Origin of the sequence: Maribacter spongiae, from assembly GCF_047345125.1 — a bacterium.
Taxonomy (GTDB): Bacteria; Bacteroidota; Bacteroidia; order Flavobacteriales; family Flavobacteriaceae; genus Maribacter.
On the sequence record NZ_JBLFEQ010000004.1, the window covers coordinates 214,619 to 241,320 of the forward strand.

A 26,702-nucleotide genomic window follows, 5' to 3' on the forward strand; every position below is an offset into this window, starting at 1 on the left:
ACTAATTGCTTGTGTGATATCCTAATAAGTGCTTACAAGAGCTTAAAAATTGCTCTGTATATCGTTTGCCATTACTGCATGCGGTTAATAGCGGCTCACCTAATGCTAAATGACTCGAAATTGCTGACGATAGCACGCAACCACTACCGTGTTTTTCTTTGTGGTTTATAGCTCCTGGATTCAAATCGTATTGTTTTCCATTTAAAGTCACTAATACGTCTTGGCCTAAATTATCAGGTCTATGGCCGCCTTTTAACAATAGATTGGTTTTGCTTGATATATGCTGAATAGTTTCGTCTGTATTTTTATGATGATATAACTGTTTAATCTCTTGAAAATTTGGTGTTAAAAGATGTAGCTTATCAAGAATCTCATCTAGAATATTTTCATCTGAAGCATGAAATTCAAAATTAGAGCTTGACCTCAATACAGGGTCCAATATTATTTTGATATTAGGATTATAATGTAATAGTGTTGTTATAATTTCAGAAAGTACCTGCCAATTCTTTACGATGCCTATTTTTACAACATTAATTTCAAACCGTTTAAAAAGAATATCTAATTGTGCTATAATAATATTGGTCGTTGTCCAATGGCAAGTCGTAAATTCTATGTCATTTTGAATGGTATTTGCCGTACAAACAGCTAGCCCATAGCATTTCAAGGCTTCAAAGGTTTTAATATCCGAAGTCAGTCCAGCACCACCAGAAGGGTCAAAGCCTGCAATGGTCAAGACGTAGGGTCTGTCTGCTATTTGCTGGTTTATTTTCAACGTTTACTTATTTCGCTAGTGTATGCGTTTTTTATGTTTAAAAAGCTATCCAAATACTTATCGGTATTCCAAATACCACCTAACACGCCAATTCCTTGATAGCCCAATGCAATTGTTTTTGTGATGTTTTCTGAATTTATACCACCCATGCCAATAATTTTTTTTAAGCTCGAATTCACATCAAAACCTCTGCCTTTATAGCCTTGTTTTGAAATTGAAGAAAACACAGGGCTCAAAAAATGATAATCAAAATCGGTTGAACAGGCATTCAATATTTCGGGTTCATGAAAGGAACTGCTTACCAGATATTTTTGGTCTTGAAATTCTTGTACATAAGCTTCCAAATCTGCCGATAACTCTAAGCGATATTGCTCTTGAATATGAATGCCTTTGAGCTTAAACGTATTACATAACTCATGGTGTTCATGTATCACAATACGCTTGTAATAGCTCGAATCTATATCAGAAAGCAATGTGCTATAAGCCTCTGCGTTAAAACCGGGCTTGCGTAAATGCAACACTTCCAAACCATTTTTAAATAATTGATTTAAAAGTGTCGCTTCATTTTTTAGATTTCGTTCAGATGTTAGTACAATGAGCATTATAGATACACTTCGCTACCTTTATCTTTAAATTCTTTAGATTTTTCTTCCATGCCTTTTTCAAAAACAACATCTTCTTTTATTTCATTTTCGGCAGCAAAATCCCGTACTTCTTGGGAAATTTTCATAGAACAAAATTTAGGCCCACACATCGAACAGAAATGGGCAATTTTAGCCCCTTTTGCCGGTAGGGTTTCGTCATGGTATTCACGAGCTAATTCAGGGTCTAAGCCTAAATTAAACTGGTCTTCCCAGCGGAATTCAAAACGCGCCTTACTTAAGGCATCATCTCTGTGTTGTGCTCCAGGGTGTCCTTTTGCCAAATCGGCAGCATGAGCCGCTAACTTATAGGTGATTACGCCTGTTCTTACATCTGCTTTATTAGGTAGTCCTAAATGTTCTTTTGGTGTAACATAACATAGCATTGCCGTACCGTACCATCCAATCATAGCCGCTCCAATTCCTGATGTAATATGGTCATAACCCGGTGCAATGTCCGTAGTTAGTGGCCCTAGGGTATAAAAAGGTGCTTCACCACAAGCTTCTAATTGCTTGTCCATATTAGCTTTTATCATGTGCATTGGCACGTGTCCAGGGCCTTCAATAAAGGTTTGCACATCGTGTTTCCAAGCTATTTTAGTTAGTTCTCCTAAGGTTTCCAATTCTGCAAATTGCGCTTCATCATTAGCATCTGCAATACAGCCTGGCCTTAAACCATCTCCAAGAGAAAAAGCGACATCGTAAGCTTTCATGATTTCACAAATTTCTTCAAAATGAGTGTATAAAAAACTCTCTTTATGATGTGCCAAGCACCATTTTGCCATGATAGACCCTCCTCTAGAAACAATGCCTGTAATTCGTTTTGCAGTCATTGGGACATAGCGTAAACGTACGCCTGCATGTATTGTAAAATAATCCACACCTTGCTCTGCTTGCTCGATAAGTGTGTCTCTAAAAATTTCCCAAGTTAAGTCTTCGGCAACGCCATTTACTTTTTCTAAAGCTTGGTAAATAGGTACGGTACCTATTGGTACAGGAGAGTTGCGGATAATCCATTCTCTGGTTTCATGTATGTTTTTTCCAGTAGATAAATCCATAATATTATCGGCACCCCAATGGCAAGCCCAAACAGCTTTCTCTACTTCTTCTTCAATAGAGGATGTGGTTGCAGAGTTTCCGATATTAGCGTTGATTTTTACTAAGAAATTACGACCCAATATCATTGGTTCTGCTTCAGGGTGGTTGATATTGGAAGGAATAACAGCACGACCTTTTGCAATTTCTTCTCTTACAAATTCTGCAGTAATTTTTTGTGGAATATTTGCTCCAAAATCTTGTCCTGGGTGTTGTTTTGACAAGCGCGTCATTTCATCGATGCGTTGGTTTTCACGAATTGCCACATATTCCATTTCTGGAGTAATAATGCCTTGACGCGCATAATGCATCTGAGAAACATTTTTTCCTTCTTTAGCTTTTTTAGGCAAGTTTTTAAGATTGAAACGCAAATGGTCTAAACTGGCATCGCTCAAACGTTCGTTACAATAGTCAGAAGAAAAGCTACTCAATTCTTCAACATCACCTCTGTCTAATATCCATTGTTCTCTAAGGCGTTCAATTCCATTATGAATATTAATATCAATAGACATATCGGTATATGGGCCAGAAGTATCGTAAACGGTAACAGGTTCATTTGGCGTGCGCTTTTGAGTCATAGAATCAATGGTGTCGCTCAATTCAATTTCGCGCATAGCCACACGAATATTAGGATGAATTTCTCCGTTAACGTATATTTTTTTAGAATTGGGAAATGGATTTCTAGTAATCTTTCCTTGCTTTGGTGCTGTATCTTTTTGTTTCATTATGCACTTGTTTTAACGTCTTTAATATTTGGTTTATAAGATTATCCGCCTTGGGTTGCTTTAATAATCAATACATTATCACTATTGTTAAGTGTTGTGCTATTCCATTTTGATTTTGAAATAATATGTTGATTTATTGCCACAGCAATTCCGTCGGTATCAATTTTTAATTTTTCTATTACTAATTGTAAAGATACCTGCTTGTCAAAAGTATGTGTATCTCCATTTATGCTAATATTTATCATATGGTATTATCTATAATTCACGTATAAAAATCAATATAAAAAATAGAACCAATTAGTTTGTAGTGCCAAAAAAGCAGAGAATAAGAGAGAAGAGGTCAGAAGCCCAAAGAAAATATAATATCCATAAAGACTCTAACTTTTCCCTACGTTGGTTTTAACCAAATCAGGTTCAAAGGCTGTTTCTCAAACTATTACTAGCTACACCTAAAGTTTCATTACAAATATCTGAAAATAAAATAATTAAACACCAGTAAAAAGTTGTTTTATCAAAAAAAAATGAAAGGCATCCATTATTTAAGATGTTTTAAGAACCTGTATAAATCCTTTGATCTCTTATATCTTCACCATCCCATCAAAAGGATTGAATACAAAAGAAGCCATTTGTCCGTAAATGGAACTGACAACCCAAAAAGGTTATTTAGGACTTGTCAATTTTTTATGGGTTATACTTCGACCTGGACCAAGAGAACAGTTTACAGGTTTAGCTTTCAATAATGTTGATCGGATTTTCTCCAGTTTGGATGTATAAAAGAATGAGGACAAATATCAACATTAAATTCAATGAAAATATGTTCGTTTATACCAACGTTAAACATAGTGATATTTAAAAACATCACAACATATAACATGGATTGGAAAATGATAATATGCTGTACCTAAACAAAAAAAGCCTCTCAAAATTGAGAGGCTTTTGACTACTTATTTGTAGTTGAAAAAGTGCGGGCGGAGAGACTCGAACTCTCACACCTTGCGGCACTAGATCCTAAGTTTTTTCTAATTTTGCCGGCCAATTAAAATAGGCTGATTTGTAATATTTAAAACCACGTTTAATTTTATTTATTGTGATTTGGTATTATCTAAACACATTTAAAATTAAAGATTGTTGTACCTATGTTGTACCCACCAAACTCATTAAAAATTCCTACCCTGAAGGAAGCATTTTGTAAAACATTGTGCCAGATTTGATTTCTGCAAACAAACTGGACACCAATAGCTACTAGTATACAAATAGTATTACGAAAAAAACCTAACAAGGCAGGACTATTCCCCTTGGCCATTCGCATTACAAAGAATCAGCATTCTACAAAATGATCCAACTCTTGTTCAATGAAACTCTGTATTCATTTTCAAAATCAAGAATTGATTCAGAGTATTTGTCAGTTTTGATTTCTTTTTTCGGAAACTTTTGGACGAGGTTTTTTAAAAAAAGTAGTTCGTATCTATACTCTTTATTTTTTTATAATCAAAAATCACCGAGCGGACTGCCGATGGGATTTCTACAAACCCTATGACTTTACGTAACCATTGTCCTTCATAAAAGTTGTTCAAATCGACATTGGAAGGACTGAAAGCATTATAATTGATTGTAAAGTCTTAAACTTCTTTCTCTGTCCACAAATTCCTTCGTGGTTCAGAATGCATCACAACTTTACTGAAAAACACGGAAGCATTCCAAAGTAGTTTAGCATCTTGAACCTTTTCATTTCGATGTCGAAAAGGTTCAGGTTTGTATGATTTTAGAATTCTTTTTATTTTTTCTATACTATCGTAAAGTCGGTAATCCATGTTAAGTTTTGGTTCTTTTTCTATGGTTCGATAATAAATGCTTTTTCCATTAATTGCTGTTCCTTTTTAGGAATTCCAATTTGATCTGCAATGGATTTCCATTTACCGACTTGAGATAACACTTCATTCAAAATGATCTCCATTTTATTATCGTTTAATCGGAAATATTCGCCCACACTTCTTGCTAATTCAAAATCAAGCGCATTATCGTCCATATCAATGTTCAGTGAAAGACCATCTTTTTCTATTGATGGGTTCATGTCATAGGCAGGTGAGAGTATCCATCCTTTTTCGGTCAATATAAAACCATGATTGCGTAAATGGTCATCTGTATTGGAAATGGCGATATTGAATACGATCCGACGCCATAATTGATGCAAGTTTTTTTCGACATCCACACCATAAGTTTCAATAAATTCAACAATCTCTAAATAACTGGGAGCAAAATCTTTAATGGCTTCTTCTGTATTTCCTGTCATGGTCATGGCGGACGAAAAGTGGATGCGCTGGTCTTTTACCCTATCAAAACGCTTGGTCAAAAATGTATGGTATCGGCTACCTATCTTTTCTATTTTGGACTCTGCCATTTCAATTCCGGAAGCTATTGCAAGTTGGTAGGTCAAAAATTCCCAAGCAGCTTTATCAATAGTATCAGCTTTTGATGGGAATTTTGCAATCCATAGATTTTTATCTGTATCGAAAACGTTGGTCTTAGGTCTGGCTCCACCTAAAGAAGAACCTGGAGCTACTAAAACAGCCAACCATTTTCTTATGGCCTGGCTTTGTTCATCATTTTCTAAATGTCTTACCGCTTCTTGAAGATCTCCAAGTGAAGTCCATGGTGGTGTTGGATTTTGGTTATCACAGTCTAAAAACGGGCCATCGATCTCGGTCTTGAAACGCAGTGCTCCCATTCTGGTTTCATCATACACCCCGAGCAGGTAATCTATATCATAAAGTGTCCTTGCTTTTTCTTTATTGGTCCTGGCATTTTGTACTTCCCGTCGTTTCATAAGAGTCCTACCCCAAGTGTCTGGCATACTATCAAGAAACAATCCAAAATTCTCCTTATTAACTGGAAATTGAGGTCCAGAATAAAACTGGATATCTGGATCCAACAATCTTTGAGCATCTGTTTCCAACCACTCTTTATCATACTCAAAACTAAACGCCTTCCTACCCTTTGCAAAATGAGCAGAGAGAATTCCAACCAATCTGGAGCCATTTAATCCAATCCAATCGGCAAAAACGAATATATCAGTCTTTCCTTTTGTCATGCTGATTACAATAAATTAAGATCTTGGAGCTTACGTCCATATTCATCATCAACCCCAAGCTTTAGAAAATCATCCTGTAGGTTGAGAACCCTAAAAACATTGAAATACAATCCCAGGGCGACAGATGGATCGCCTTTTTCGATTCGATATAGGGTGGCTCGATGTATCCCCGCACGTTCGGATACTTGCTCCGTTGTGAGTTTCCTCCTTTTACGAGCAAGCTTTATATTCTCTCCTATCTGTTCAAAAATTTTCCTGAACTTAGGCAATACAATTGCTTTTTTTGAATTCATGATGTTGTTTATTTGAGACAAAATTAATATTTTTATTGTAAATAAACGACATTAAATGAAATATCCAGATGTACAACCTAGAGAATTGTTTGATTTTGAAATTAAATACGATAAATGATAAAAGTTATTTTTCGTAAAATACGAATACAAATTTTAGATAATGATATTTTTCGTAATCGGACCGGATTACTTTTATTCATTTTATAATATATACTTCTGACTATTGTACTCTAACACTTTCTCAAAACTCTTAGTGTATCTTCCATTAATGCATTCATCACTTCCTTTTTATTCATAATTTCTTTAAAATAAAATACATTAATTCCTTAAAGGGGATAGGCTACACTATCTTGGTGTTCTTAAAAATCCTTTACAGACAAGTTTTACTCCTTTATGAGCAAATACAAATATTTAATTTCATAAAATGATAACATGGAATAACTACACATGAATACATATTAATTTTATCTGTTATTATAAAATCTTATTTATTTTGTGGGAAAAAAAAAATTATTAATTCGTATTATTTATTAATATTGTAGTAATTATATTATTTACTTGACAAAATTACGCAACCAAATTGCATAAATTGAATCTTTTATTATAGTTAACTATAATAAAAACTTAAAAAATGGCGAACATAAAATTTTACTTAGACAGACTCCATACGAACAATGCTTTTAAGATTGGGGTTGTAATTGTTTCTTTATTAATTTTTGGTTGTAGCAGTGATGATGAACCAGTTATTTTAAGGGATAGAATTGGGACAATTATAAGAGTTTTACCATGTGGAACAACCACAGGATTCTCAGTACAAATTGACGTAGAAGGTATTGAGGGACAGATTTCAGCAGCTATAGAACCTGAGCTTGCAGTATCTGGCATCAAAATAAAATTTGATATGGAACAGTCAAACGTAGAATTTGAAGGCCATGCATGTGCCTTTAACCCTTATACACCATATAAACTAACGAATGTAACTCTTATTGAATGATAACAGACATTGTTATGGTAGTTTAATGGCTTGAATCAAAAGTTGGAGAAGCTGTGTCACATTTTCAATGATTCAAATAGATTAAAGATCGAATATAAATAATAACCATTTAAGATATTAAAATCTATGAAAACAAAATCCATCTTTTCGTTATTCTTAATTTTCATTGGGTTTTCTAACCTAATTAATGCACAAGACTATTACTGGTCAGATAACAGGAAAATTCCATTGATAAAGGACAATGAAGCAATAGTGGTTAAGGCTCACGAAAATTCAGTAACCGAAAGAGAACTTCTAAAGGAAAGTACTAATTATAGCATCGAAAGAACCAACTCAAAATCGGTTATAGTCAGAAGCAAGTTCCCCCAACGGGCAATAAGCAATGAACTATCTTCAAAATTCAAGAATAGCATGATTTCATATAAAACGGAATCGGGAGAATACATAATTCCCACCGGGGAGCTTTTGTTTATGCCAAAAAAAGGTGTTGGTTTTGAAGAAATAAACAAATTTGCAGATGGAACATTGGAAATTGTAAGGGAAAATTATAACAGTTTTAAAGTTCATGTAGAAGATTATTCAAAACTTATGGATCTGGCAAATAGTCTATATGAAAGTGGGCTAGTTATTTATAGTCACCCTAATTTTAAAATACCCATTAATAAGGACACTGATGATGACCTATATGATGATCAGTACTATTTACACAACACTGGGCAACTTGGGGGCACAGCGGGAATAGATATTAACGCACCTCAAGCTTGGGCTGTATCTACTGGGGTGCATAATGTGAGAGTGGCAGTTATTGATGATGGTGTTGAAAACCATGAAGATTTGGACGGTAGAGTCCTCCCGGGATATACAGCTACCAGTCCAACTGTTGGATTTGGGGCACCAGCAGCGGCATCATGGCATGGACAACCTTGTGCCGGGATCATTGGGGCTACACAGGATAATATAGATGGGATTGCAGGTATTGCACCATGTGCTGATATTATACCGGTTAAAATATTTAATCCAAGAGCTGATGCAGCTGAAATTGAGGAGGCTATCGACTGGGCTTGGGATGATGGAGAAGCAGATGTATTAAGCAATTCTTGGACTTATGGAACAACATCTACCACACAACCTGGATTTGATAATATTATATTGGCAATAGGAAGAGCGAGAACTATGGGAAGAGGAGGATTGGGATCGGTCGTTGTTTTCTCTTCTGGTAATAGCCATCCTGGAGGTGGAAACAACACTCAATTTAACGGTGTGGCATTCCCTGCAAATGTTGATGGAGTTATTGCTGTCGGCGCTGTCAGTAATCAAGGTTTAATTACGAATTATAGTGGTAGGGGACCAAAAATAGATTTGGTTGCCCCTTCATCGACAACATTATTGCAAGGTAATCTGACTACACTAGATAGAGAAGGTTTTTCAGGTATTGATTTTGGGGATTATACAGATGCTTTTGGTGGAACATCTGCAGCTTGCCCTCAAGTAGCGGGTGTTGCAGCACTCTGTTTGTCAATTGACCCAAGACGGTCGGGTAATGCAATAGAAAATATTTTACTGTCGTCAGTTACTGATATGGGGCCTGCCGGTTTTGACAACACTTTTGGTTTTGGACGAATAGATGCAAAAAAAGCGGTAGACAAAGCAGCAAATCCAAACTTATTGAAAATTGACGGTAATGCCTCTGTCTGTAATTCAACAAGTTTAAGCGTCTACGACTTTAATGATTTTCCTGCGGGAACAGCCGTAACATGGTCCTCGACTCCTTCTAACGCTCTTACTTTTTCGTCACAAAGTAATGGAACGGTAACTGCTACTAGAAATGGATCCTATAGTGACTATGCCACGGTGACCGCCACAATTCAAGGAACGTGTGGTACCTGGGATATAACTAAACTTGTATATGTTGGAGGTGTTTTTATAGCGCCACCAATTATAGGCGACCCTTTATATTGTACTGGACCATCTGGTTCTTTCCCTCCAGCAGCAAACCTCTTTTGGTTACCGAATGATCCTGTTGCAATAAGTTATACGGTTGTATATGTTTCACCTGGCTTAAACATGAATGTACCGCTCAACGTGCCATTGCCTAATGGAACTGTTGGCGTACAGTTCACTTCTAGCTTTCCTGGCATATATACTGCGATAATAGCAGCAAACAGTAGTTGTGGGGTAAATTTGGTAATAGCCAATTTACAGTTTGTAAATTGCGGTTCTTTCTTTTCATATTCGGTTTACCCGAATCCTGCCTCTGATTTTATAAACGTTCAATTGGCAGATGATGAATCAAGTATAGTATCCACTATAAATACCGCAAATACAACATCTCGACCAGATGGTAATTATAGTATTTATGATTTTAATGGAATTGAAAAGTTTAAGGGACTTTTAAACAATGACCTGACAAGAATAGATGTTTCTAATTTGAAAAAGGGTATCTATTTCCTAAAGATAAAACTTGGACAAGAAACCAAAACCCATCAGATAATTATAGAATAACAAAGTCAAATTGTATTCAAAAAAGGCTAAGTTTAACACTTAGCCTTTTTTACAATTTCATTCTATGCAGGCTATTTAAACATGGATTTAGTCCACTTTTAGTTGAAGATTTACAAACAAAAAAAGCTTCCCAAAATGAGAAGCTTTTAACATTTATTTAAGAAATAAATAAGTGCGGGCGGAGAGACTCGAACTCTCACACCTTGCGGCACTAGATCCTAAGTCTAGCGTGTCTACCAATTCCACCACGCCCGCTTTTTCAATATTTTAAGAACTTTCATTAAGCTATAAATACTCAACGTTTCTGCCTCCCGATAGCTACCGGGACCACCACGCTCGCTACAATACTTTTACAAGAACATCAAAATCTCTGCAAAAGGAGTGCAAATATAATCCAATTTTCTAATTGTGATAGCTACATTTTCAAAAACTTCTTTTTCGTAGATTTATTCCCTCATTTAAAACAGGATATGCACCAGATCAAAGATTACATCAATTCCAATAAAGATAGGTTTATCAACGAACTTATTACGCTTTTAAAAATTCCTTCCATAAGTGCGGATTCATCCTATTCAAAGGACGTATTTAATACGGCCCATGCCGTAAAAGAAGCATTGGAAAATGCTGGATGTAATTTGGTCGAAATTCATAAAACGGCCGGTTATCCTATCGTTTATGGTGAGAAAATAATCAACGCCGACTTACCCACGGTATTGGTATACGGCCATTATGATGTACAACCACCGGATCCTTTGGACCTATGGGATTCACCACCTTTTCAACCGATAATCAGGGAAACGGCTCTGCACCCGGAAGGAGCTATTTTTGCCCGTGGCGCATGTGATGATAAGGGTCAAATGTACATGCACGTAAAAGCTTTGGAATTTATGGTGAAAACCGATCAACTCCCCTGCAATGTAAAATTCATGATCGAAGGCGAAGAAGAAATAGGCAGTGATAATCTCGGTATTTTTGTGGCGAATCATAAAGAAAAACTGGCGAATGATATCATATTGATTTCGGATACGGGGATGATAGCCAATGATGTCCCTTCCATTACTACAGGCTTACGGGGGTTAAGCTATGTAGAAGTTGAGGTAACCGGGCCAAACCGGGACCTTCATTCGGGCCTATACGGAGGAGCCGTTGCCAACCCGATAAACATTTTAACAAAAATGATCACATCGCTACACGATGAAAACAACCGTATCACAATTCCGGGTTTTTATGACAAAGTGGAAGAACTTTCCCCGGCGGAAAGGACTGAAATGGCCAAAGCTCCATTTGATCTGGATACCTATAAAAAAGCCTTGGACATTGAATCCGTTTATGGAGAAAAAGGATATTCCACCAACGAACGAAATTCCATTCGCCCTACCTTGGATGTCAATGGTATCTGGGGTGGCTATACCGGAGAAGGCGCAAAGACCGTGATCGCCAGTAAGGCTTATGCCAAAATATCCATGCGATTGGTACCCGATCAGGATTGGAAGGAGATTACGGAACTTTTCAAGATCCATTTTGAAAGTATTGCCCCCACGGGAGTCAAGGTAAAGGTAATTCCGCACCATGGAGGACAGGCTTATGTTACCCCCATCGATACTGTTGGGTATACGGCCGCTTCCAAGGCCTATGAAACTACTTTTGGTAAAAAACCTATTCCGCAACGTGGCGGTGGCAGTATTCCTATCGTAGCCCTTTTTGAGCAGGAACTGGAAAGTAAAACCATTTTAATGGGCTTTGGTCTGGATAGTGATGCCATCCACTCCCCCAATGAACATTTCGGGGTATGGAACTATCTGAAAGGCATCGAGACCATTCCTTATTTCTATCAATATTTTACGGAGATGAGCACTTCTTAAGTTAATGGTTTGGGATTCAATAGTTTAAGGACATATTCTTACCTATAATTCTTGAGTCAACATTCATAACTTTTTAACATACTTGGTAATGATCACAATTTGCTGTGCCCCTACTTTGCCTTCAATATATTCCGCATTTTCACGATCTAAGGAGATTCGGCGAACCGCGGTACCTTGTTTGGCCACCATACTGGATCCTTTTACTTTAAGGTCCTTTACCAATACCACATTATCCCCATTTTCCAAAACAACACCGTTTACATCTCTATGAATAATTTTTTCATTCTCAGACAGTCCTTCTCCCGTTGCTTTCGCCCATTTTAAAGTTTCGTCCTCCAAATACATCATATCCAATAAATCCTGGGGCCAACCTTCCGATTTTAATCGAGAAAGTATTCGCCAAACAACAACTTTAACAGCGTCATGTTCGTTCCACATACTGTCGTTAAGGCAACGCCAGTGGTTGGGATCAACGGTATCGGGATTTTCAATTTGTCCAATACAGATCTCACAAGTCAAAGTACTTCCGTCTACCCCACCAGTAGATTTTGGTGGGACTTCATAAACTTTTAAATTTTCAGTTACCGAACATAGCTCACACTTATTCCCGCTTCGTAACTGCAAATCTTCCAATAATCCCATGTTATATATTTTAATAGGGTCAAAGCTACAGCAAATATCCTCGGGGCAGGTCCTTGGGAAATTCTTTTTGATTAAAGCTTTAAAAATGAAGGCTTTTGTTGTAACAAATCACTGTAAAATGCGTTCTAATACTATCATCGATCAAATCAGAACACTATGTTACAGTACTTTTTTATCCTCTGCTCCGGGGCGGATGCTTCCTTGCTTAAAACCTGCTCCCTAGGAGAGCGGAACAAGTACGCCGGTATTGGCGCTACAGTCTTCTTTACAGCCGTTATGGCCTTTTTGGCGAGTGCCTATGCCCTTTACACCGTATTCGACACCATTTATACGGCCATTTTCTTTGGGCTCATTTGGGGCTTATTAATTTTCAACTTAGACCGCTTTATCGTTTCCACCATTAAAAAAAGGGGCAGTTTTGGCAATGAACTTTTACAGGCCGCTCCCAGAATTATTTTGGCGGTCATTATTGCCGTGGTTATTTCCAAACCACTGGAAATGAAGATTTTTGAAAAGGAAATAAATCAGGTGTTGTTGGAACAAAAGAACGAATTGACACTGGCCAACAAAGACCAGATCGCTTTGCAATACACCCCGACCATCGAAAAACTAAATCATGAGATCGCAGCCTTAAAAAGCGAAATAATCACCAAGGAAGCTGAAACCAATGCACTTTACGACGTCTATATTTCAGAAGCTGAAGGTACGGCAGGCACAAAACTTTTGGGAAAGGGGCCCGTTTATAAAGAGAAGCGTGAAAAGCATGATGCGACCTTGACCGAGCTGCAACAACTGAAACAGGCGAATGCACAAAAAATAACGGATATTGAGGCTCAAATTGCAAATCTAAGCTTGGAATATCAAAATTCGGTTGACAATTCCCAGTCCATTATCGATGGCTTTGACGGGCTTATGGCACGTATCGATGCCTTAGGGAAATTGCCCTGGTTTCCTTCTTTTTTTATTTTTCTTTTGTTCCTGGCCATAGAAACCTCGCCCATTATTGTCAAAATTCTGGCGCCCAAAGGGGAATATGACCTGAAACTAGAAGAAGAGGAAAGCATAGTCAGGTCCTGGGTAACCCAAAAAGTGGCCGAACGAAATAAAATAGTTGCCACCGATTTGGCCTTGAACAATAAAATATATAACGAAATTGAAGAAGAGAAAGCCGTTTATGCTTATAAGAAAAAGAAAGCGGAAGAGTTAATGCGGTTGCAGGCCGATAAATTTCACGAGATACAGATAAAGAGGCTATAAGCCGAAAAAGAACAACAAAAAACCATCCGTTAAAAAAGGATGGTTTTTTTACTTTTAATCTGCTATACCAACTGAAATATTGTTGGTGTTAGAACGCTTAGAATAAGCTCTTTCTTATTTATGCTTATATCACAAATTTGATAGATTTCCCTGGAGGAATCCAATTGAATAAATCCTTTGTTCATTCTTTTTTTTGCTTTTTTTATCATCATTTCAAGTTTTAAATTAGTTTATCGGTTTAAAAATTCTTTGTACTTCTTTCCAATCAATGCCGCGGTGCATATTATCATCTATAGTGAACCGCTATTTGGGCAAGTTGACCAACAATTTTAGCGGAATCCTTCATTGATAGTTTGGAACCGTCTACATGTACCCATCTATTCAAAGGTTGTTCACAAATCATTTTTTGTGCCTTATCTTTTCCATAGCGCTTACGTATTCTCATAAAAATCTCCACATCGAACAGCCATCTGGTAATGAATTTTTTATTGAACATACCGGATGCTATCTCCCGATCCATAATTTTTGCACCACATTGGGTATCTTTAAAGGACATTCCCAATATCCTTTTGATCGCCATGTTTATTATGGTGCTAATTATTTTTCTGGCCGACCCTTTGGCAATGTTCGCTCCCATCCTGTTAATTCTAGAACCGCTTACAATTTTGAATTTCGATTTTTCCAAGGTTTGTACCAATTCATCAAAATCCCTAAAATCTGTAGAAAGATCAGCATCCAAATAGCCTATATAATCTAATTGTGGGTCATTTGACAAATAAAGAATACCTTGCCTTACGGCCTCTGCCTTACCTCCGTTCTCTTTACAATCATATATGCTTATCCTATCCTCGTTTCCTTCCCTGAGTGTTTTCAACAAGGCCAATGTATTATCCGTACTACCATCGTTCACGAAACACAGATGGTAACCCAAGTTTTTATTGGCAAAATCTTGGAATACGCTTCGAGAGAGTCGTTCTTCCTCATTATAACAGGGTATCACTATGCCCACGCAATACTTTTGGAGCATCTGTGTGTTTTCCTGGTTTTTGACAGGTGTAAAACCCGTGGTGGCCCCCAATATCCTTTTTGCCCTTGCGACCATTTCGTCCAGACTTACCGGTTTTTTCATATAGTCATCTATCCCAAGATTAAATCCGTTTACGATAACCTTCTCGTTGGTATTTCCCGACATTACCAGTATTGGCGTATCCGATTTTTTGGTTTTCCTTATATATTTTACGACTTCCAATCCCGACATATCCGGCATATTTATATCCACAATGACCAAATCAGGTTTCAGTGTATCAAACAGTTTAATTCCTCTTTGGCCACAATTGGCCGTTCTTACTTCATATCCTAATTCGGACAATCTTTTTTCAACAGCTAACAATATCAATTGCTGATCATCAATGGCTAAAATTTTCATAGGTCAAGTATTTATTGTTTCCAGTTATGTTATTCAAAATCGTTTATGTTATTCCTGATTTCCATATCAAATGTATATCCACTTGCCGCCCTGTTTTGCTGGAAAATGTCGAATGGCAATTTTCTATAGACGAATGGATTTTTATGTTCGATGGTCTATTTCACCGAAAGAGTACAATATATCTACCTTTATATTGTTATATTTTCTTACAGGATTATGGTTATGAAACGTACCAACACTTTACTGGTATTGGCCTTGCTAATAGGTATCGCCTTTCATGGTTCCAGTATATTCTTTACCCTGGAAACCACCTATGATGCCTTAATTCACCTATTTTTTGCGGACCACTATGCAAATAGCTGGTTTGAGCCCTGGGATTACCGATGGTATACGGGCTTTACAGTACAGGCATATCCTCCATTAGTACATCAATCCATTGCGCTTTTATCTTATTTGGGCGGACTTAAATTCGGGTTGATCACTGTGGCTATACTGGCCGTGGTACTCTTCATTACCGGAATCTATCGCTTTGCGTTCTTGCTGATCGGAAATAGAAAAATTGCAGGATATGCCGCATTATTGGCCGTTTTTTCGTCAACTTTCATTGAAACCTTGCACCTATTTGGACAATTGCCCAGTATCATAGGCCTTTCTGTTTTGATGCACTCCCTTCCCGAAATTTACCTATGGATCAAAACGGGGAAACCATGGTATCTGGCCACTGGCCTTTCCCTTATTGCGGTTACCGTAACTTCACATCACGTGACCCCCATTTTTGGAATGGTGTTCTTTATTTTTCCTTTGATCGGGATGGCGGTCATGGATACCGCCAAAAATAACGTCAAGCAAAATATTGCCATTACCTTTAAAATATTCTTTACACAATTCAAAAAACTCTTTTGGCGTATTGCGGGTTTTGGATGTTCTTCCCTGGCCTTGATCATTGTTTGTATTTTACCCTATTGGATAAACTCTAAAAAAAATCCGATTACCCAGGTTCCCATTCCCCATGGATCAAGGGACAACTTTTTGGAAGTAACCTCTTCCGGGTTGGTATTTTTCATAATCCCGTGGGGCATACTCCTCCTTATTTTACCTTATATCTTTTATCGGTTTTTTAGCAAGCGTTACTTTTTCTTTGGGCTTTCGTTTTCCATATTGACGGTTTTAGGCACCGGCGGTATCACGCCAATACCCGAAAAAATACTGGGAGAAACCGCTTTCAACATTTTAACATTGGATCGTTTTACATTTTGGGCAACTATTATGGCCCTGCCCCTATTTGGGGAATTTGCTTATAGAATGGTGGAGGGGGATTTAAAATTGAAGATTCAGAACAGGTTTGGAGTTGTTTATCATCGTATGCTCGGTGGCTTCTTCGCAGGTGGAATCCTATTCATGGTCATTCTCACCATGAGCCTCGGGTATTTTAGGCCTTCCCAGCCCCAAAAAATCAAAATGCTGCCCATTGTTAATTTTCTGAATCAAGACCAACATGATCAATGGCGTTATCTAACCCTGGGGTTCGGGGACCAAATGGCCTGGTTGTCCGCACAGACAAAGGCAATGACCGTGGATGGCAACTACCATTCCGCCCGAAGATTGCCCGAGTTGACCACCAGGGCCATCGAACGTTTGGAAAACTCTAAATTCAAGGGCGTGGAAGGCATTGGCTCTCTCCAACAGTTCCTTACCGTACCCGAAAAATACCATCTTAAATACATTTTCTCGAACGATAAGTTCTATGATCCCATTCTCTATTTCTGTGGATGGCAACGCTTGCAGCAATTGGAAAACGGTATCATAGTCTGGGAAAAACTAAATGTTCCCCCAATTTCATCGGTCCTGCCCAAGGAAGATGTTCCTGTCTTTCTGAAAATGATGTGGGGAATCATCCCCATCCTCACTGTTATAATAGCTTTTATCATAAATATTCAATGGGTATGGTGGCGCATACTCAAATCACAGGATTTACCAAAGAACGGATTTTTTAATTATGCCGTCACCTATGACCATTTTCCGAGTCTGATGATAAAGATAAATCACCTTTGGGGATTCTTGGTGGTCTGTTGTTTATCCTATGGCATATATACATTTTATCTAAAAAATACGGCACAAATAGCTCCTGACAATGTAATAAATGCGTACTACGATGCCCTGGATTTCAAAGAGTTTGAAAGGGCATATTCCTATCTGGATCCCAACGGTGGTATAAGCCTTTCGCAATATATGCTGGAAGTATCCGTGACCGACGGTATTTTAAGTTCCTATGGCAAACTCGACTCCATTGGCATTATTTTTTTGGATGGGACCCCATTGCGTGCTAAAGTAAAAGTAAGCACACGCTGGATCACGCCCTTGGAAAAAATCGAAAAACACGATTATCACACCCTTGTAAAAAACAAAGGGAAATGGTATATAAAACCAACCGATTTTGACAATGACCTACCGCCCGATCAATTATTTTCGTCCAATTCCACTTCTTTTTACAGTCATGGCAGACGTAAGATAAGTACCCAGCAAACCCATCACGAAGACGTACTCAAACAGCCCGTTCTAGAAATATTATCGGCCAAATTGATTCAATATAGAGGACATTACAGCATTATTGGTGAATTGCAGAATGTAGATAATATTCCTTCCGATGTAGTCATCAAAGCCACACTGTATAATGATAATGACAAGGAACTGGCCAATTACAATGCCAAATATCACATAAAGCATAAACTAATGCCCAAAGAGACCACTCCCTTTAAAATTAATTTTGAGGGCATTGCATGGGCTTCAACAAAAGACACGATGCCACCCACTTTCGACCCCGATACCTTTACACCTATCGATTTAGAAGAGGTGCCGACCAAATTCAACCTTCAATGTGCAGGCAATGTGGCACATACAGATCTGTATAAAGATATTGTAATCCAACAATTGAACATTGGGCCAAATGGTATAAACGGTACACTTTTCAATTCCGGTATCGAAGAGGTTACCATTCCACAATTGCTCGTTTCCTACTACAATTCCAAAAAAGAATTGATCTGGGTGGATCATACCTTTATGACCGAAGGGATACGCATTCAGCGAAAACAGGCCTTTGACTATAAACTTATGGAACTTAAAGAACTCCGGATAATCAATACCAACCTAAACAATTGTTTTGTAAATGGTCTCCCAAATGCAACAATTAGCGATAAAATATTCCCCGATAGACAAGCCTCCCATACCAGGGAACAATTGCAACTTCTTTCCGGTAATGGGTTTGAATTTATAAAGTTGGATGTTAACGGCTACATAGGAAATCCCAAATAATTTGAAAAAACAATTCAACATAGTATTATTATTCTTAAGTCTTGTGACCTGCAAACAGGTAACGGACCAAAAGAAATCGACCATGGCCCCATCGTTTGAAATCAAAACGATCAAAACGGATTATACGGCCGGTGAAGTGATAATGCTTCAGTTTGAATCAAAACAGAAAGAAGATGCTATTTTAACGGTAAAAAATGTATGGGGAACATCCGTACTGCTTCCTTCCTTTGAAAATTCAATCCTTACATTCAATTTACCGTCCACCTATTCAAATAGTGCAGGGATTTGCCATTGGCAATTGATTTCAAACAAAAAAACACGGCTATCGGGAGAAATCAATATTGTTCCGAACATAGAAAAAAATACGTCTATTGAAACCTATTTAGGCCCCCGAAATATATCTGTCGACAATATGGATCATTCCATGCTGGTCGTTGTTCCCACGGATGTATATGACAATCCCCTGGGCAACGGAACCCCAATACTTGAAAAACATCAATTTGAAGGCAGCATCAATGAAAATAGCATAGAAACCAATAATCTACTGGCCTGGAAGAATATCAAATCCACGAAAAAATCAGGTCGTATTTTAATATCGGCATCCTGCAACGGCACCCATTCCAAAGAAATGACCAGTATGGTCTTTCCGGGCAAAGCCTCTAATTTCAGTATCTCGTACCAGCGTAATCATGACTTTGCAGATGGAAATCAAATAATTACGTTCTCCACATCGGTAATCAAAGATAACTATGGGAATATAATCAGTGATGGCACTTTGGTCTATTTCAATATCACTGAATCAAATGGCACAAAACTTCAGGCAATGGGCACTACCCTAAACGGAATTGCCAAAGCCCGTTTATTACACCCGGACCATAAAGCGGAATGGAGTCTTGTAGCTTATGTTATAGGTGCTGCAAAAAGCAATGCGCTAACGATAGGTTTTAAAACCGCCGTTTCGGATTTTGAAATGCATTTTTCCCGAAATAACAGGGAAATCAAAGTTGGCCCTTTACGGAGTTTCATGAAGCAGTTGGTTCCCGATGGGATTTCAATACAGTTGGAAATTTACGATGACTTTCACAGTCTATTGGAAACCAAAAAAGAGACCAGCCAAAAAGGTCTGGGCATATTTGTATTGGAACCTAATTTTTTCCCCAACGGAAACTATTCCGTCCGGGTAGAAGTTGCGGGAATCGTTAAAAAACAAACCGTTACCTTAAAATGAAAATGAACAGGAGCTTATATCGTGCGCTGCTTATTGTATCCTTCTTGGGGTTGAATGCGATAATCTTATTCGGTATCGGTTCAATCTGGTCCTACTTCAATACAGGTGCGGATAGGGCTTCCATTCTTCATGTACAAGAAGAACTAAACCAGGTATATCGGCCAAAAATCACTTGGGAGGATACGAAAAATGAAGGTCGCCCTATGGAGAGGCAAACCCGCGAAGCTATTGAAAAAGACTATCTGAGCGCTTGGTACGTTCGAAACATCGCCTTGGAAACCAACAGTCTGTTTGGAATCGCGGATTACTATACCGACAGTGCCCGCTTAAAGCTCCACGATATTCTGGATATTAACAGAAAATCCGGAACAAACCTAAAAACAACCACTATCGAACACCGTCCCAAGTTGGAATTTTATAGTGAAGATGGCAAACTGGTAGTGCTTACCGATAAAAATGTCCTGACCTATCAAGAGGTATATTCCGCTGGAGTCCCAATATCAAAAGGAAAAAGCATTGCCACCTATCAGGTAATGCTACTGTTGGAAGACGGCTTTTGGCGCATAAGGCATATGGTAAAAATCCCTAATGAAAATCAACTTGAACAGGTACAAAAAGACCTTAAACTAGAATCTATATCAAAAATCAGGGGTGTTAACTATTATCCACAACAAACCCCATGGAACATGTACGGGACATCCTATAACAAAGAGGTGGTTTCAGAAGATTTTAGAACCGTTCAGGAATTAGGCCTTAATACCCTTAGGCTCTTTGTTCCTTACGAAGCGTTTGGGCAAGCAACTATTGAACCCCAAAAATTGAATCAACTGGAGCATACCTTAAATATCGCGCAGGCCTTTGATTTAAAAGTAATTATTACCCTCTTTGATTTTTATGGGGATTATGGGGTTCGGGACTGGACATTGACCCACAGGCATGCGGAGCAAATTGTAACACGATTAAAAAACCATAAGGCGTTATTGGCCTGGGACATTAAAAACGAACCGGATCTGGATTTTGATACCAGGGGAAAAGAAAAAGTCCTTGCCTGGTTGGAACAAATGATCTCCAACATGAACCAGTGGGACAATTCCCATCCCGTAACCATCGGATGGTCAAACCCGGAAGCGGCGACCAATCTATCTCAAAAAGTAGATTTTGTTTCCTTTCATTACTATAGGGAGGCATCCGGTTTTTCAAAGGCATTCCAATTCCTTAGAAATAAAGTGCCGAACAGGCCTTTGGTACTGCAAGAATTTGGATATTCCTCTTATGATGGCATTTGGAATGCCTTTTCAGGTTCGGAAAAAGATCAGGCGACCTATCATCAGGAAATGCAAAAAATCCTGAAAGAAGAACATATTCCCTTTCTTTTTTGGACGTTGTACGACTTTAAGGAAATCCCCACTTCCGTGGTGGGCAAATTGCCGTGGCGTAAAGCACGCCAAAAATACTTCGGTATTCTGGACAGTGATAGAAACCCCAAAACATCGCATGCCATTATTGGCAAAAGCGTCAAAAATGAAAAGGGAACAGCTAACCAAACTGTTCCCCTCTCCGCTCAACCCAACCTAAAATCTATGCCATAAACTCTTTTTCCAATTTTGGAATATCCAGGGTAAAGCCCGTTGATCTCGATACTTGTATCGCCTTAAAAAAATCGACATACATTTGTGTTATGCTCGACATAGGGAGTGAGCAGGCCGCTCTGTAATTTGTCATTCCCAAATGAACCCGGTACGCATCATGAATCAAAATATTCTGAATGGCATCTGCCAATGATTCAATACTTGCGGGATCAAAGAACTCGCCCCTATATCCTTCTTCGTTCACCAGTATACTCAGGTCACCCAAATCAGGAAGTACTACCGCCTTTCCATAACTACCCGCCTGGTGCAATACCCCGGAACTGCCCGTAGTAGAGGTATAAGGGAATACGACCACGGCACTCTCCCCAAATACTCCCGGCACATCATTCTCGGCTACATAGCCGGTAAATCGCAACTTCTCCACGTGGTCATATTTTTCCTTGACTTTTTCCAAATACCCAGGTGTATTGGGGCTATCCGTTCCCGCAATCACAATCTCTATATCTTCATTTGTCCGCTGGCGAATCATTTCCACGGCCTCGATCAGTATTCCTACTTTTTTATATGATCCAAACTTCCCGAAAGCCATGACCTGTTTTGGGCCTTCCCGTAAACTATAATCGGGTTCTGGTGGTGACTCAAATGAACCATGGGGTATCAAGGCAACATTACGGGCATTGTATTTCTTTTCCAGAATGGTCCTGTATTTGCTTATGGTCACCGCCAATACATCAGAGGCCAAAACAAAACGGGTCAGCATCTTTCCTATAAAGTTGTATCCGCATTGTAGCATCCTGTTTTTTGTAATCCCGGCTTTTTCCAAATCTACCTGTTCCAAAATATTATGCAATAAGGAAATGGTATGAATCCCCCTAAGTTTGCATATTAAAGGAAGCATAAGCCCCAAAGCGGCAGGTATCTTTTTATCCCCGAATTTTAAGAACTGGAGATTGAACAATACCGCATCGGGCCTGGTTTCCGAGATAACATGGTTGATTTTGAAAAGGTTCAGGTAGTCGTTAAAATTCCAACATTCCTTTAAAGTGATCTTACATCCATCCTCCTCAAATGAAAGGTCTTTTTTCCCTTCGGTCTTGTCGGCAATCAAGATAATCTCACTTATTTCTTTTTGAACCCTAAAATGCTTTACCAAGTGATATCCGTACTCGGTCAAGGTTACTTTACTGGGTGGGTAGGCCGTTACAATAGCTAATCTCATAAGGTTAAGTTTTAAATTGATATGGGTAATCGTATTGATACAAATATCCCTTTAAGGCCCCATTTTTATTACTGTTTTACGGCGGGTGGAAGATTGATATAGATGAATGGAAAAAGTGTTTCGTCAAAACAAAAACTCCGAAAACCTGGGCGTTTTCGGAGTTTTAGGACAAACCCACATAAGTAGTGTAGTTCCTTCTTATTTCATTAATTCTTTTCGGGTAAAATAGAGCAGTTGTGCCACCAACAATGCGATCATTGCCATAATCTGCATTTGCACCACCATGGCCAGACTACGGTGAAAAAAAGTGATCAGTACAAGCTGTGACAGTCCTAGAATCCCGCATAGGATTACGGGTATGTAATGGTTTAGGGACAAAAAGTAATAGGCAAAAATATTGGATATCGCAAAAAGTGATGTGGCCAAGGCATATTGCCATAACAAAGGAGCCATGGAAATGTACACCTTCCCGAACATGAGTTCAATTATCAACTCGGGACATACATAACAAGTGGTTACGATCATCAGGGACAACAGCCCCACATAGCCTGCGTATTTAAAAAGTACGGGGGCCGTGGCCTCCCCGTCCTTTTGTTTTTGAACCACAACAGGCAACAGCAACATAATGAACATCCATGTCATAAAATAGGTTACACGGCCTATAAGTGCCAACGAGGCATAAAGCCCAGCATCCAAAGAGTCAAAATAATGTTTTACCAGGAGCACATCGCTATTGTTGATCATAATCTGTGTGAGTTCATAACAGGCGGTAAGTACTATAAAATTGGAAACACTCTTTTTATGTTCCGGGGCCAGCATTTTGGGCTTCAGAATCGAAACACCTCGAAAATCGGAGGGAACCAATCCAAAAACAAAGGACAGGGCTATCCCAATGGCCACCAATAAAGCAGGTTCCACAGGTACGTACAGAAGCAGACCCAAGGTAATGGACAACCTGCTCCACATTTCAGTTTGGTAGGTGATGGACAGTTTTCCAAATTCCTGCCTTCCCTGATATTTACCCCGGTTGACCGACATAAAAAAGTATAACGGAATCGCCACGCCAAAAACCGTGAACATCCATTGGGTCCCGGTATGGAATATTTGCTGAAGATTCGATGAAAAGCCTATGAGTATTGCCCCTACAAGTAATCCAAAGAAACCCGCATAGCGGTACATTAAATTTTGAAAAGCCTCCCATTGTCCTTCCGAAAAAAGAACGGCGAATTTGGCCGTCGCCAATTGAAAGGTCATTCCCAAAAAGGACAAGACCAATAACAAGGTTACCAACAGAGCGGCATCCGCAAAGGCTTCAGGCCCCAATAATCTGCCCAAAATCAAGTTGTACAGGTAGTTGCCCCCATTTACCAGAAGCACACTACCCATAAACAACTGTTCGGGGGAAATTCTCCTTAATGCTACCCTAAACACGGTCATGACTAAGAATGTAAGAGGTTTTTGTGTCTTTCATTACCGAGGCAATGCGATTGTTTTCCATACCTATGATAACAAGCACCTTGTTATTCCGAACGGCATCCAAATACATTTGTTCCAATGAGAAGGCGCTGCCTTCATCCATATAGGTCACCTTTTCTATATTCAACAAGAGGTGATCCACTCCGGTCAAAAATGATTTGAGATGTCTTTTAAGTGATTTTGTGTTTTGTGCGGTAAGTTGTCCCGCTACTTTCAACATGCGCGGTCCGTGGTTGATCTGTAATGCCATAATCTTCGATTTTTAGGTTACAATTTATTTTTCTTATGTCCCAAATATCCTTTAGACCGGCGTTTTAAAATCTTGTTTTAAGGTGGATGGAAGTTTACTGTAGGTGAATGGCACGTATCACACTTCCGGGGTGGAAATGCCTGTTTTACCTTTACTAAAGCTTAACCATACTCATAAATGCATTGCTATTTCGTGATGTATTTAGCGTAATAATCTTACTTGACCATGAAACTTAACCGTTTTCACCTTCTATCATTAGTATTGCTTGGTTTCTTTTTTGCAACGGCACAAAATCCCATGAAAAAAGGGTTTCTGTTTTTGGAATCCGGACGGTTTTCGGATGCCGAACTATTTTTCAAATCCTATTTGGACACGGACCCTAGTAACAAGACGGCACAAATCTGTTATGGAAGGGCCGTAGGATTGAACGGGAGACCCCAAAAAGCAAATGTCCTTTTCGCTGAACTATTGCAAACCCACCCCAACGACCTTGAAATACGGATCAACTATAATGAGTCTTTCTTATGGAACGGGGAATACGAAATCGCTAAACCCCTATATGCCAAATTAGTGGCCGACCATCCCGGGAACTTTGGGGCCGCTTTAGGGTATGCCAATACTTTGAGCAACCTCAAAGCATATAAAGAGGCTCTGCAATGGATCGAAAAAGCATTGGAAATACGGCCCGGCAATCAAAATGCCAGACTTTCCAGAAAATACATAAGATTGGGATACGCCAACCAGTTTGTAAACAAACAGGATTATACAAAGGGAAAAGCGTTATTGGACGCTATTTTTATCGATTTCCCCAATGATAAAGATGTCTTGTTGAATCTTGCCAATCTGTATTTGATCTCCAAGGCGGTGGACAGCGCAAAAATCACCTACCGGCGGTATGCTGTTTCGTCCAAAGATTCCATCACCGCATTGCAGGGAATGGCTTTGGCGGAACATATTGGCAAAAAGGACAAAAGAGCCCTTGCCATAGCTATCATGGCCAGGAATAAAGCAGCGAAATCCAATGACCCCCAACTGGTAGAACGTACTTATGACCGTTATGTACAGGCTCTGATCTGGAATCGCAAGTTTAAAACCGCAAAGCAACAGATCGATAGTTTGCTTAGGGTATTTCCTTATAAAAATTGGGTACTTGCGTTAAAGGCCACTTTAGGATCATATACTTCCGACACAAAAATGAGCCTTAAAAACTATGATGCCATCCTGGCCCGGGATAGCACCTCTTTTGATGGAAATCTGGGCAGGGCCAATGCGCTATTTGCCACCGGTCGAATAAATGAAGCTTATACCGCGGTATTCAAAACCTTGGAAAGTTATGGGAACCAAAAAGATGCCATTGGTCTTATTGAAAAACTGAATGCCCGACACACCCCGACTATCGAAGAGCATGCCTCCTGCACTGTTGATAATGGCAACAACCTTGCTTTTTATACCAGAACCCATATAGAAGTGCCTTTTACCACAAAGTTCAGCACTACCTTTTCGTATGTATACCGTACTACGGAAAATACGGTCAGCCGAAACAAGGCCAACTCGCACGTATTCCTGATCGGGGCAGCATACAAGCTATTACCCAAGACCCTTTTAAAAGGTATTCTTGGGTTAAACAATTCCCGATTTATGGAAGATGCCTATACACAGGCTATTTTGGAGACCAAGTTGCTATGGCAGCCCCTTAAACTTCAGAACATGGAGTTGGGCTACCAACGTGAGGTTCAGAATTTTAATGCGGCCCTGATCGAGCGTGAAATCGTGATGAACCATTACGGACTCAATTACCATCTGGGTACTAATTTTAATCTAGGTTGGTACACGCAACTACGGCATACCCAACAAAGTGATGCCAATACACGCAATCTTTTATTCACCTCCTTGTATTACACGCTATTGCGGAAACCGGCCTTTAAAATGGGGTTTAATTATCAGTATATTGCTTTTAAGGATCAGGTACCCCACATTTATTTTAGCCCGGACCATTATGAGGCAGTAGAAGTATTTGCCGATATACGTGGTAGGGTTTCGGAAAAAACCAGGTATAGGGCCAGTGTTGCAACAGGTTTTCAAAAAGTGGAAGAAAATCCCAACACGGCCATCTTTAGGGCAGAGGCAGGTATACAACACCAATTCTCCAAGCGGTTAAGCGGAAACCTCTATGGAAAGTACAGTAATATTGCATCCTCCACCGCTACGGGTTTTGAATTTACCGAACTTGGCTTTAAACTAAAATGGAGGTTGACCCAAAAACCTTTGTTTTATAAAAATTTAGTTGAATAACCGTTTACCTAATAAGTTATCCAGATGTCCGCCCAACCCTTC

General features: G+C 39.0%; 19 protein-coding genes, 1 tRNA gene and 1 riboswitch. Of the genes, 8 read left to right on the plus strand and 12 right to left on the minus strand.

Annotated elements, in window-relative coordinates; translation table 11 throughout:
* Position 1: 1 nt before the first annotated feature.
* From ACKWB9_RS07535 to ACKWB9_RS07560, 6 genes are all read right to left on the minus strand, one after another.
* Positions 2 to 772, minus strand: coding sequence for a hydroxymethylpyrimidine/phosphomethylpyrimidine kinase (locus tag ACKWB9_RS07535; protein ID WP_414002398.1), 771 nt, complete (start codon positions 770 to 772; stop codon positions 2 to 4).
* Positions 769 to 1,374, minus strand: coding sequence for a thiamine phosphate synthase (locus ACKWB9_RS07540; RefSeq protein WP_414002399.1), 606 nt, complete (start codon positions 1,372 to 1,374; stop codon positions 769 to 771). The genes ACKWB9_RS07535 and ACKWB9_RS07540 overlap by 4 nt, the downstream gene beginning before the upstream one ends.
* Complete coding sequence (thiC, locus tag ACKWB9_RS07545) at positions 1,374 to 3,233, minus strand: phosphomethylpyrimidine synthase ThiC (protein ID WP_414002400.1); 1,860 nt, start codon at positions 3,231 to 3,233, stop codon at positions 1,374 to 1,376. The genes ACKWB9_RS07540 and thiC overlap by 1 nt, the downstream gene beginning before the upstream one ends.
* A gap of 41 nt (positions 3,234 to 3,274) precedes the next feature.
* Entirely contained in the window at positions 3,275 to 3,478 is a 204-nt protein-coding gene (gene thiS / locus ACKWB9_RS07550; RefSeq protein WP_414002401.1) for a sulfur carrier protein ThiS, read from the minus strand.
* Positions 3,479 to 3,601: 123 nt separating this feature from the next.
* A riboswitch (TPP riboswitch) is annotated at positions 3,602 to 3,694 on the minus strand.
* 1,370 nt (positions 3,695 to 5,064) lie between these two features.
* The gene (locus tag ACKWB9_RS07555) at positions 5,065 to 6,321 is read right to left on the minus strand and encodes a type II toxin-antitoxin system HipA family toxin (protein WP_414002402.1); all 1,257 of its coding nucleotides are present in this window, start codon (positions 6,319 to 6,321) and stop codon (positions 5,065 to 5,067) included.
* A gap of 5 nt (positions 6,322 to 6,326) precedes the next feature.
* Complete coding sequence (locus ACKWB9_RS07560) at positions 6,327 to 6,614, minus strand: helix-turn-helix domain-containing protein (RefSeq protein ID WP_414002403.1); 288 nt, start codon at positions 6,612 to 6,614, stop codon at positions 6,327 to 6,329.
* Positions 6,615 to 7,245: 631 nt separating this feature from the next.
* Between ACKWB9_RS07560 and ACKWB9_RS07565 the strand changes: the two genes are divergently transcribed.
* Both ACKWB9_RS07565 and ACKWB9_RS07570 read left to right on the plus strand, forming a co-directional pair.
* Complete coding sequence (locus ACKWB9_RS07565; RefSeq protein ID WP_414002404.1) at positions 7,246 to 7,608, plus strand: hypothetical protein; 363 nt, start codon at positions 7,246 to 7,248, stop codon at positions 7,606 to 7,608.
* Positions 7,609 to 7,734: 126 nt separating this feature from the next.
* A complete protein-coding gene (locus ACKWB9_RS07570) occupies positions 7,735 to 10,110 on the plus strand; it encodes a S8 family serine peptidase (protein WP_414002405.1) in 2,376 nt (791 codons plus the stop codon).
* 173 nt (positions 10,111 to 10,283) lie between these two features.
* Here the strand turns inward: ACKWB9_RS07570 and ACKWB9_RS07575 are convergent.
* Positions 10,284 to 10,365, minus strand: a tRNA-Leu gene (locus ACKWB9_RS07575).
* Between the two features lie 215 nt (positions 10,366 to 10,580).
* Between ACKWB9_RS07575 and ACKWB9_RS07580 the strand changes: the two genes are divergently transcribed.
* Entirely contained in the window at positions 10,581 to 11,972 is a 1,392-nt protein-coding gene (locus ACKWB9_RS07580) for a dipeptidase (RefSeq protein WP_414002406.1), read from the plus strand.
* A gap of 63 nt (positions 11,973 to 12,035) precedes the next feature.
* Here ACKWB9_RS07580 and ACKWB9_RS07585 read toward each other — a convergent pair whose 3' ends face one another.
* Positions 12,036 to 12,614: a PhnA domain-containing protein gene (locus ACKWB9_RS07585; protein ID WP_414002407.1), complete on the minus strand. Its 579-nt coding sequence runs from the start codon at positions 12,612 to 12,614 to the stop codon at positions 12,036 to 12,038.
* Positions 12,615 to 12,770: 156 nt separating this feature from the next.
* On the opposite strand from ACKWB9_RS07585, the gene ACKWB9_RS07590 reads away from it, so the two are divergent.
* Positions 12,771 to 13,871 (plus strand): DUF4407 domain-containing protein, encoded by a 1,101-nt coding sequence (locus ACKWB9_RS07590; RefSeq protein ID WP_414002408.1) that lies wholly within the window; start codon positions 12,771 to 12,773, stop codon positions 13,869 to 13,871.
* A 286-nt stretch (positions 13,872 to 14,157) separates the two neighbouring features.
* Here ACKWB9_RS07590 and ACKWB9_RS07595 read toward each other — a convergent pair whose 3' ends face one another.
* A complete protein-coding gene (locus tag ACKWB9_RS07595; protein ID WP_414002409.1) occupies positions 14,158 to 15,297 on the minus strand; it encodes a response regulator in 1,140 nt (379 codons plus the stop codon).
* 222 nt (positions 15,298 to 15,519) lie between these two features.
* On the opposite strand from ACKWB9_RS07595, the gene ACKWB9_RS07600 reads away from it, so the two are divergent.
* Genes ACKWB9_RS07600 through ACKWB9_RS07610 form a run of 3 tightly spaced genes read left to right on the plus strand, consistent with a single transcriptional unit; the run spans position 15,520 to position 21,423 of the window.
* Positions 15,520 to 18,606 (plus strand): hypothetical protein, encoded by a 3,087-nt coding sequence (locus ACKWB9_RS07600; protein WP_414002410.1) that lies wholly within the window; start codon positions 15,520 to 15,522, stop codon positions 18,604 to 18,606.
* A gap of 43 nt (positions 18,607 to 18,649) precedes the next feature.
* Positions 18,650 to 19,834 carry a hypothetical protein gene (locus tag ACKWB9_RS07605; RefSeq protein ID WP_414002411.1) on the plus strand — a complete coding sequence of 395 codons (1,185 nt, stop codon included), beginning with the start codon at positions 18,650 to 18,652 and terminating at the stop codon, positions 19,832 to 19,834.
* A gap of 2 nt (positions 19,835 to 19,836) precedes the next feature.
* On the plus strand, positions 19,837 to 21,423 hold the full coding sequence (locus ACKWB9_RS07610) for a cellulase family glycosylhydrolase (protein WP_414002412.1): 1,587 nt from the start codon (positions 19,837 to 19,839) through the stop codon (positions 21,421 to 21,423).
* Here the strand turns inward: ACKWB9_RS07610 and ACKWB9_RS07615 are convergent.
* The 3 genes from ACKWB9_RS07615 to ACKWB9_RS07625 form a co-directional block, all read right to left on the minus strand.
* The gene (locus ACKWB9_RS07615; RefSeq protein WP_414002413.1) at positions 21,413 to 22,642 is read right to left on the minus strand and encodes a glycosyltransferase; all 1,230 of its coding nucleotides are present in this window, start codon (positions 22,640 to 22,642) and stop codon (positions 21,413 to 21,415) included. The genes ACKWB9_RS07610 and ACKWB9_RS07615 overlap by 11 nt on opposite strands.
* 198 nt (positions 22,643 to 22,840) lie before the next feature.
* Positions 22,841 to 24,079: an MATE family efflux transporter gene (locus tag ACKWB9_RS07620; protein ID WP_414002414.1), complete on the minus strand. Its 1,239-nt coding sequence runs from the start codon at positions 24,077 to 24,079 to the stop codon at positions 22,841 to 22,843.
* Entirely contained in the window at positions 24,066 to 24,368 is a 303-nt protein-coding gene (locus tag ACKWB9_RS07625; RefSeq protein WP_414002415.1) for an STAS domain-containing protein, read from the minus strand. Before ACKWB9_RS07625 ends, ACKWB9_RS07620 begins: the two co-directional genes overlap by 14 nt.
* A 225-nt stretch (positions 24,369 to 24,593) precedes the next feature.
* Between ACKWB9_RS07625 and ACKWB9_RS07630 the strand changes: the two genes are divergently transcribed.
* Entirely contained in the window at positions 24,594 to 26,660 is a 2,067-nt protein-coding gene (locus ACKWB9_RS07630) for a tetratricopeptide repeat protein (protein WP_414002416.1), read from the plus strand.
* Positions 26,661 to 26,702 lie beyond the last annotated feature (42 nt).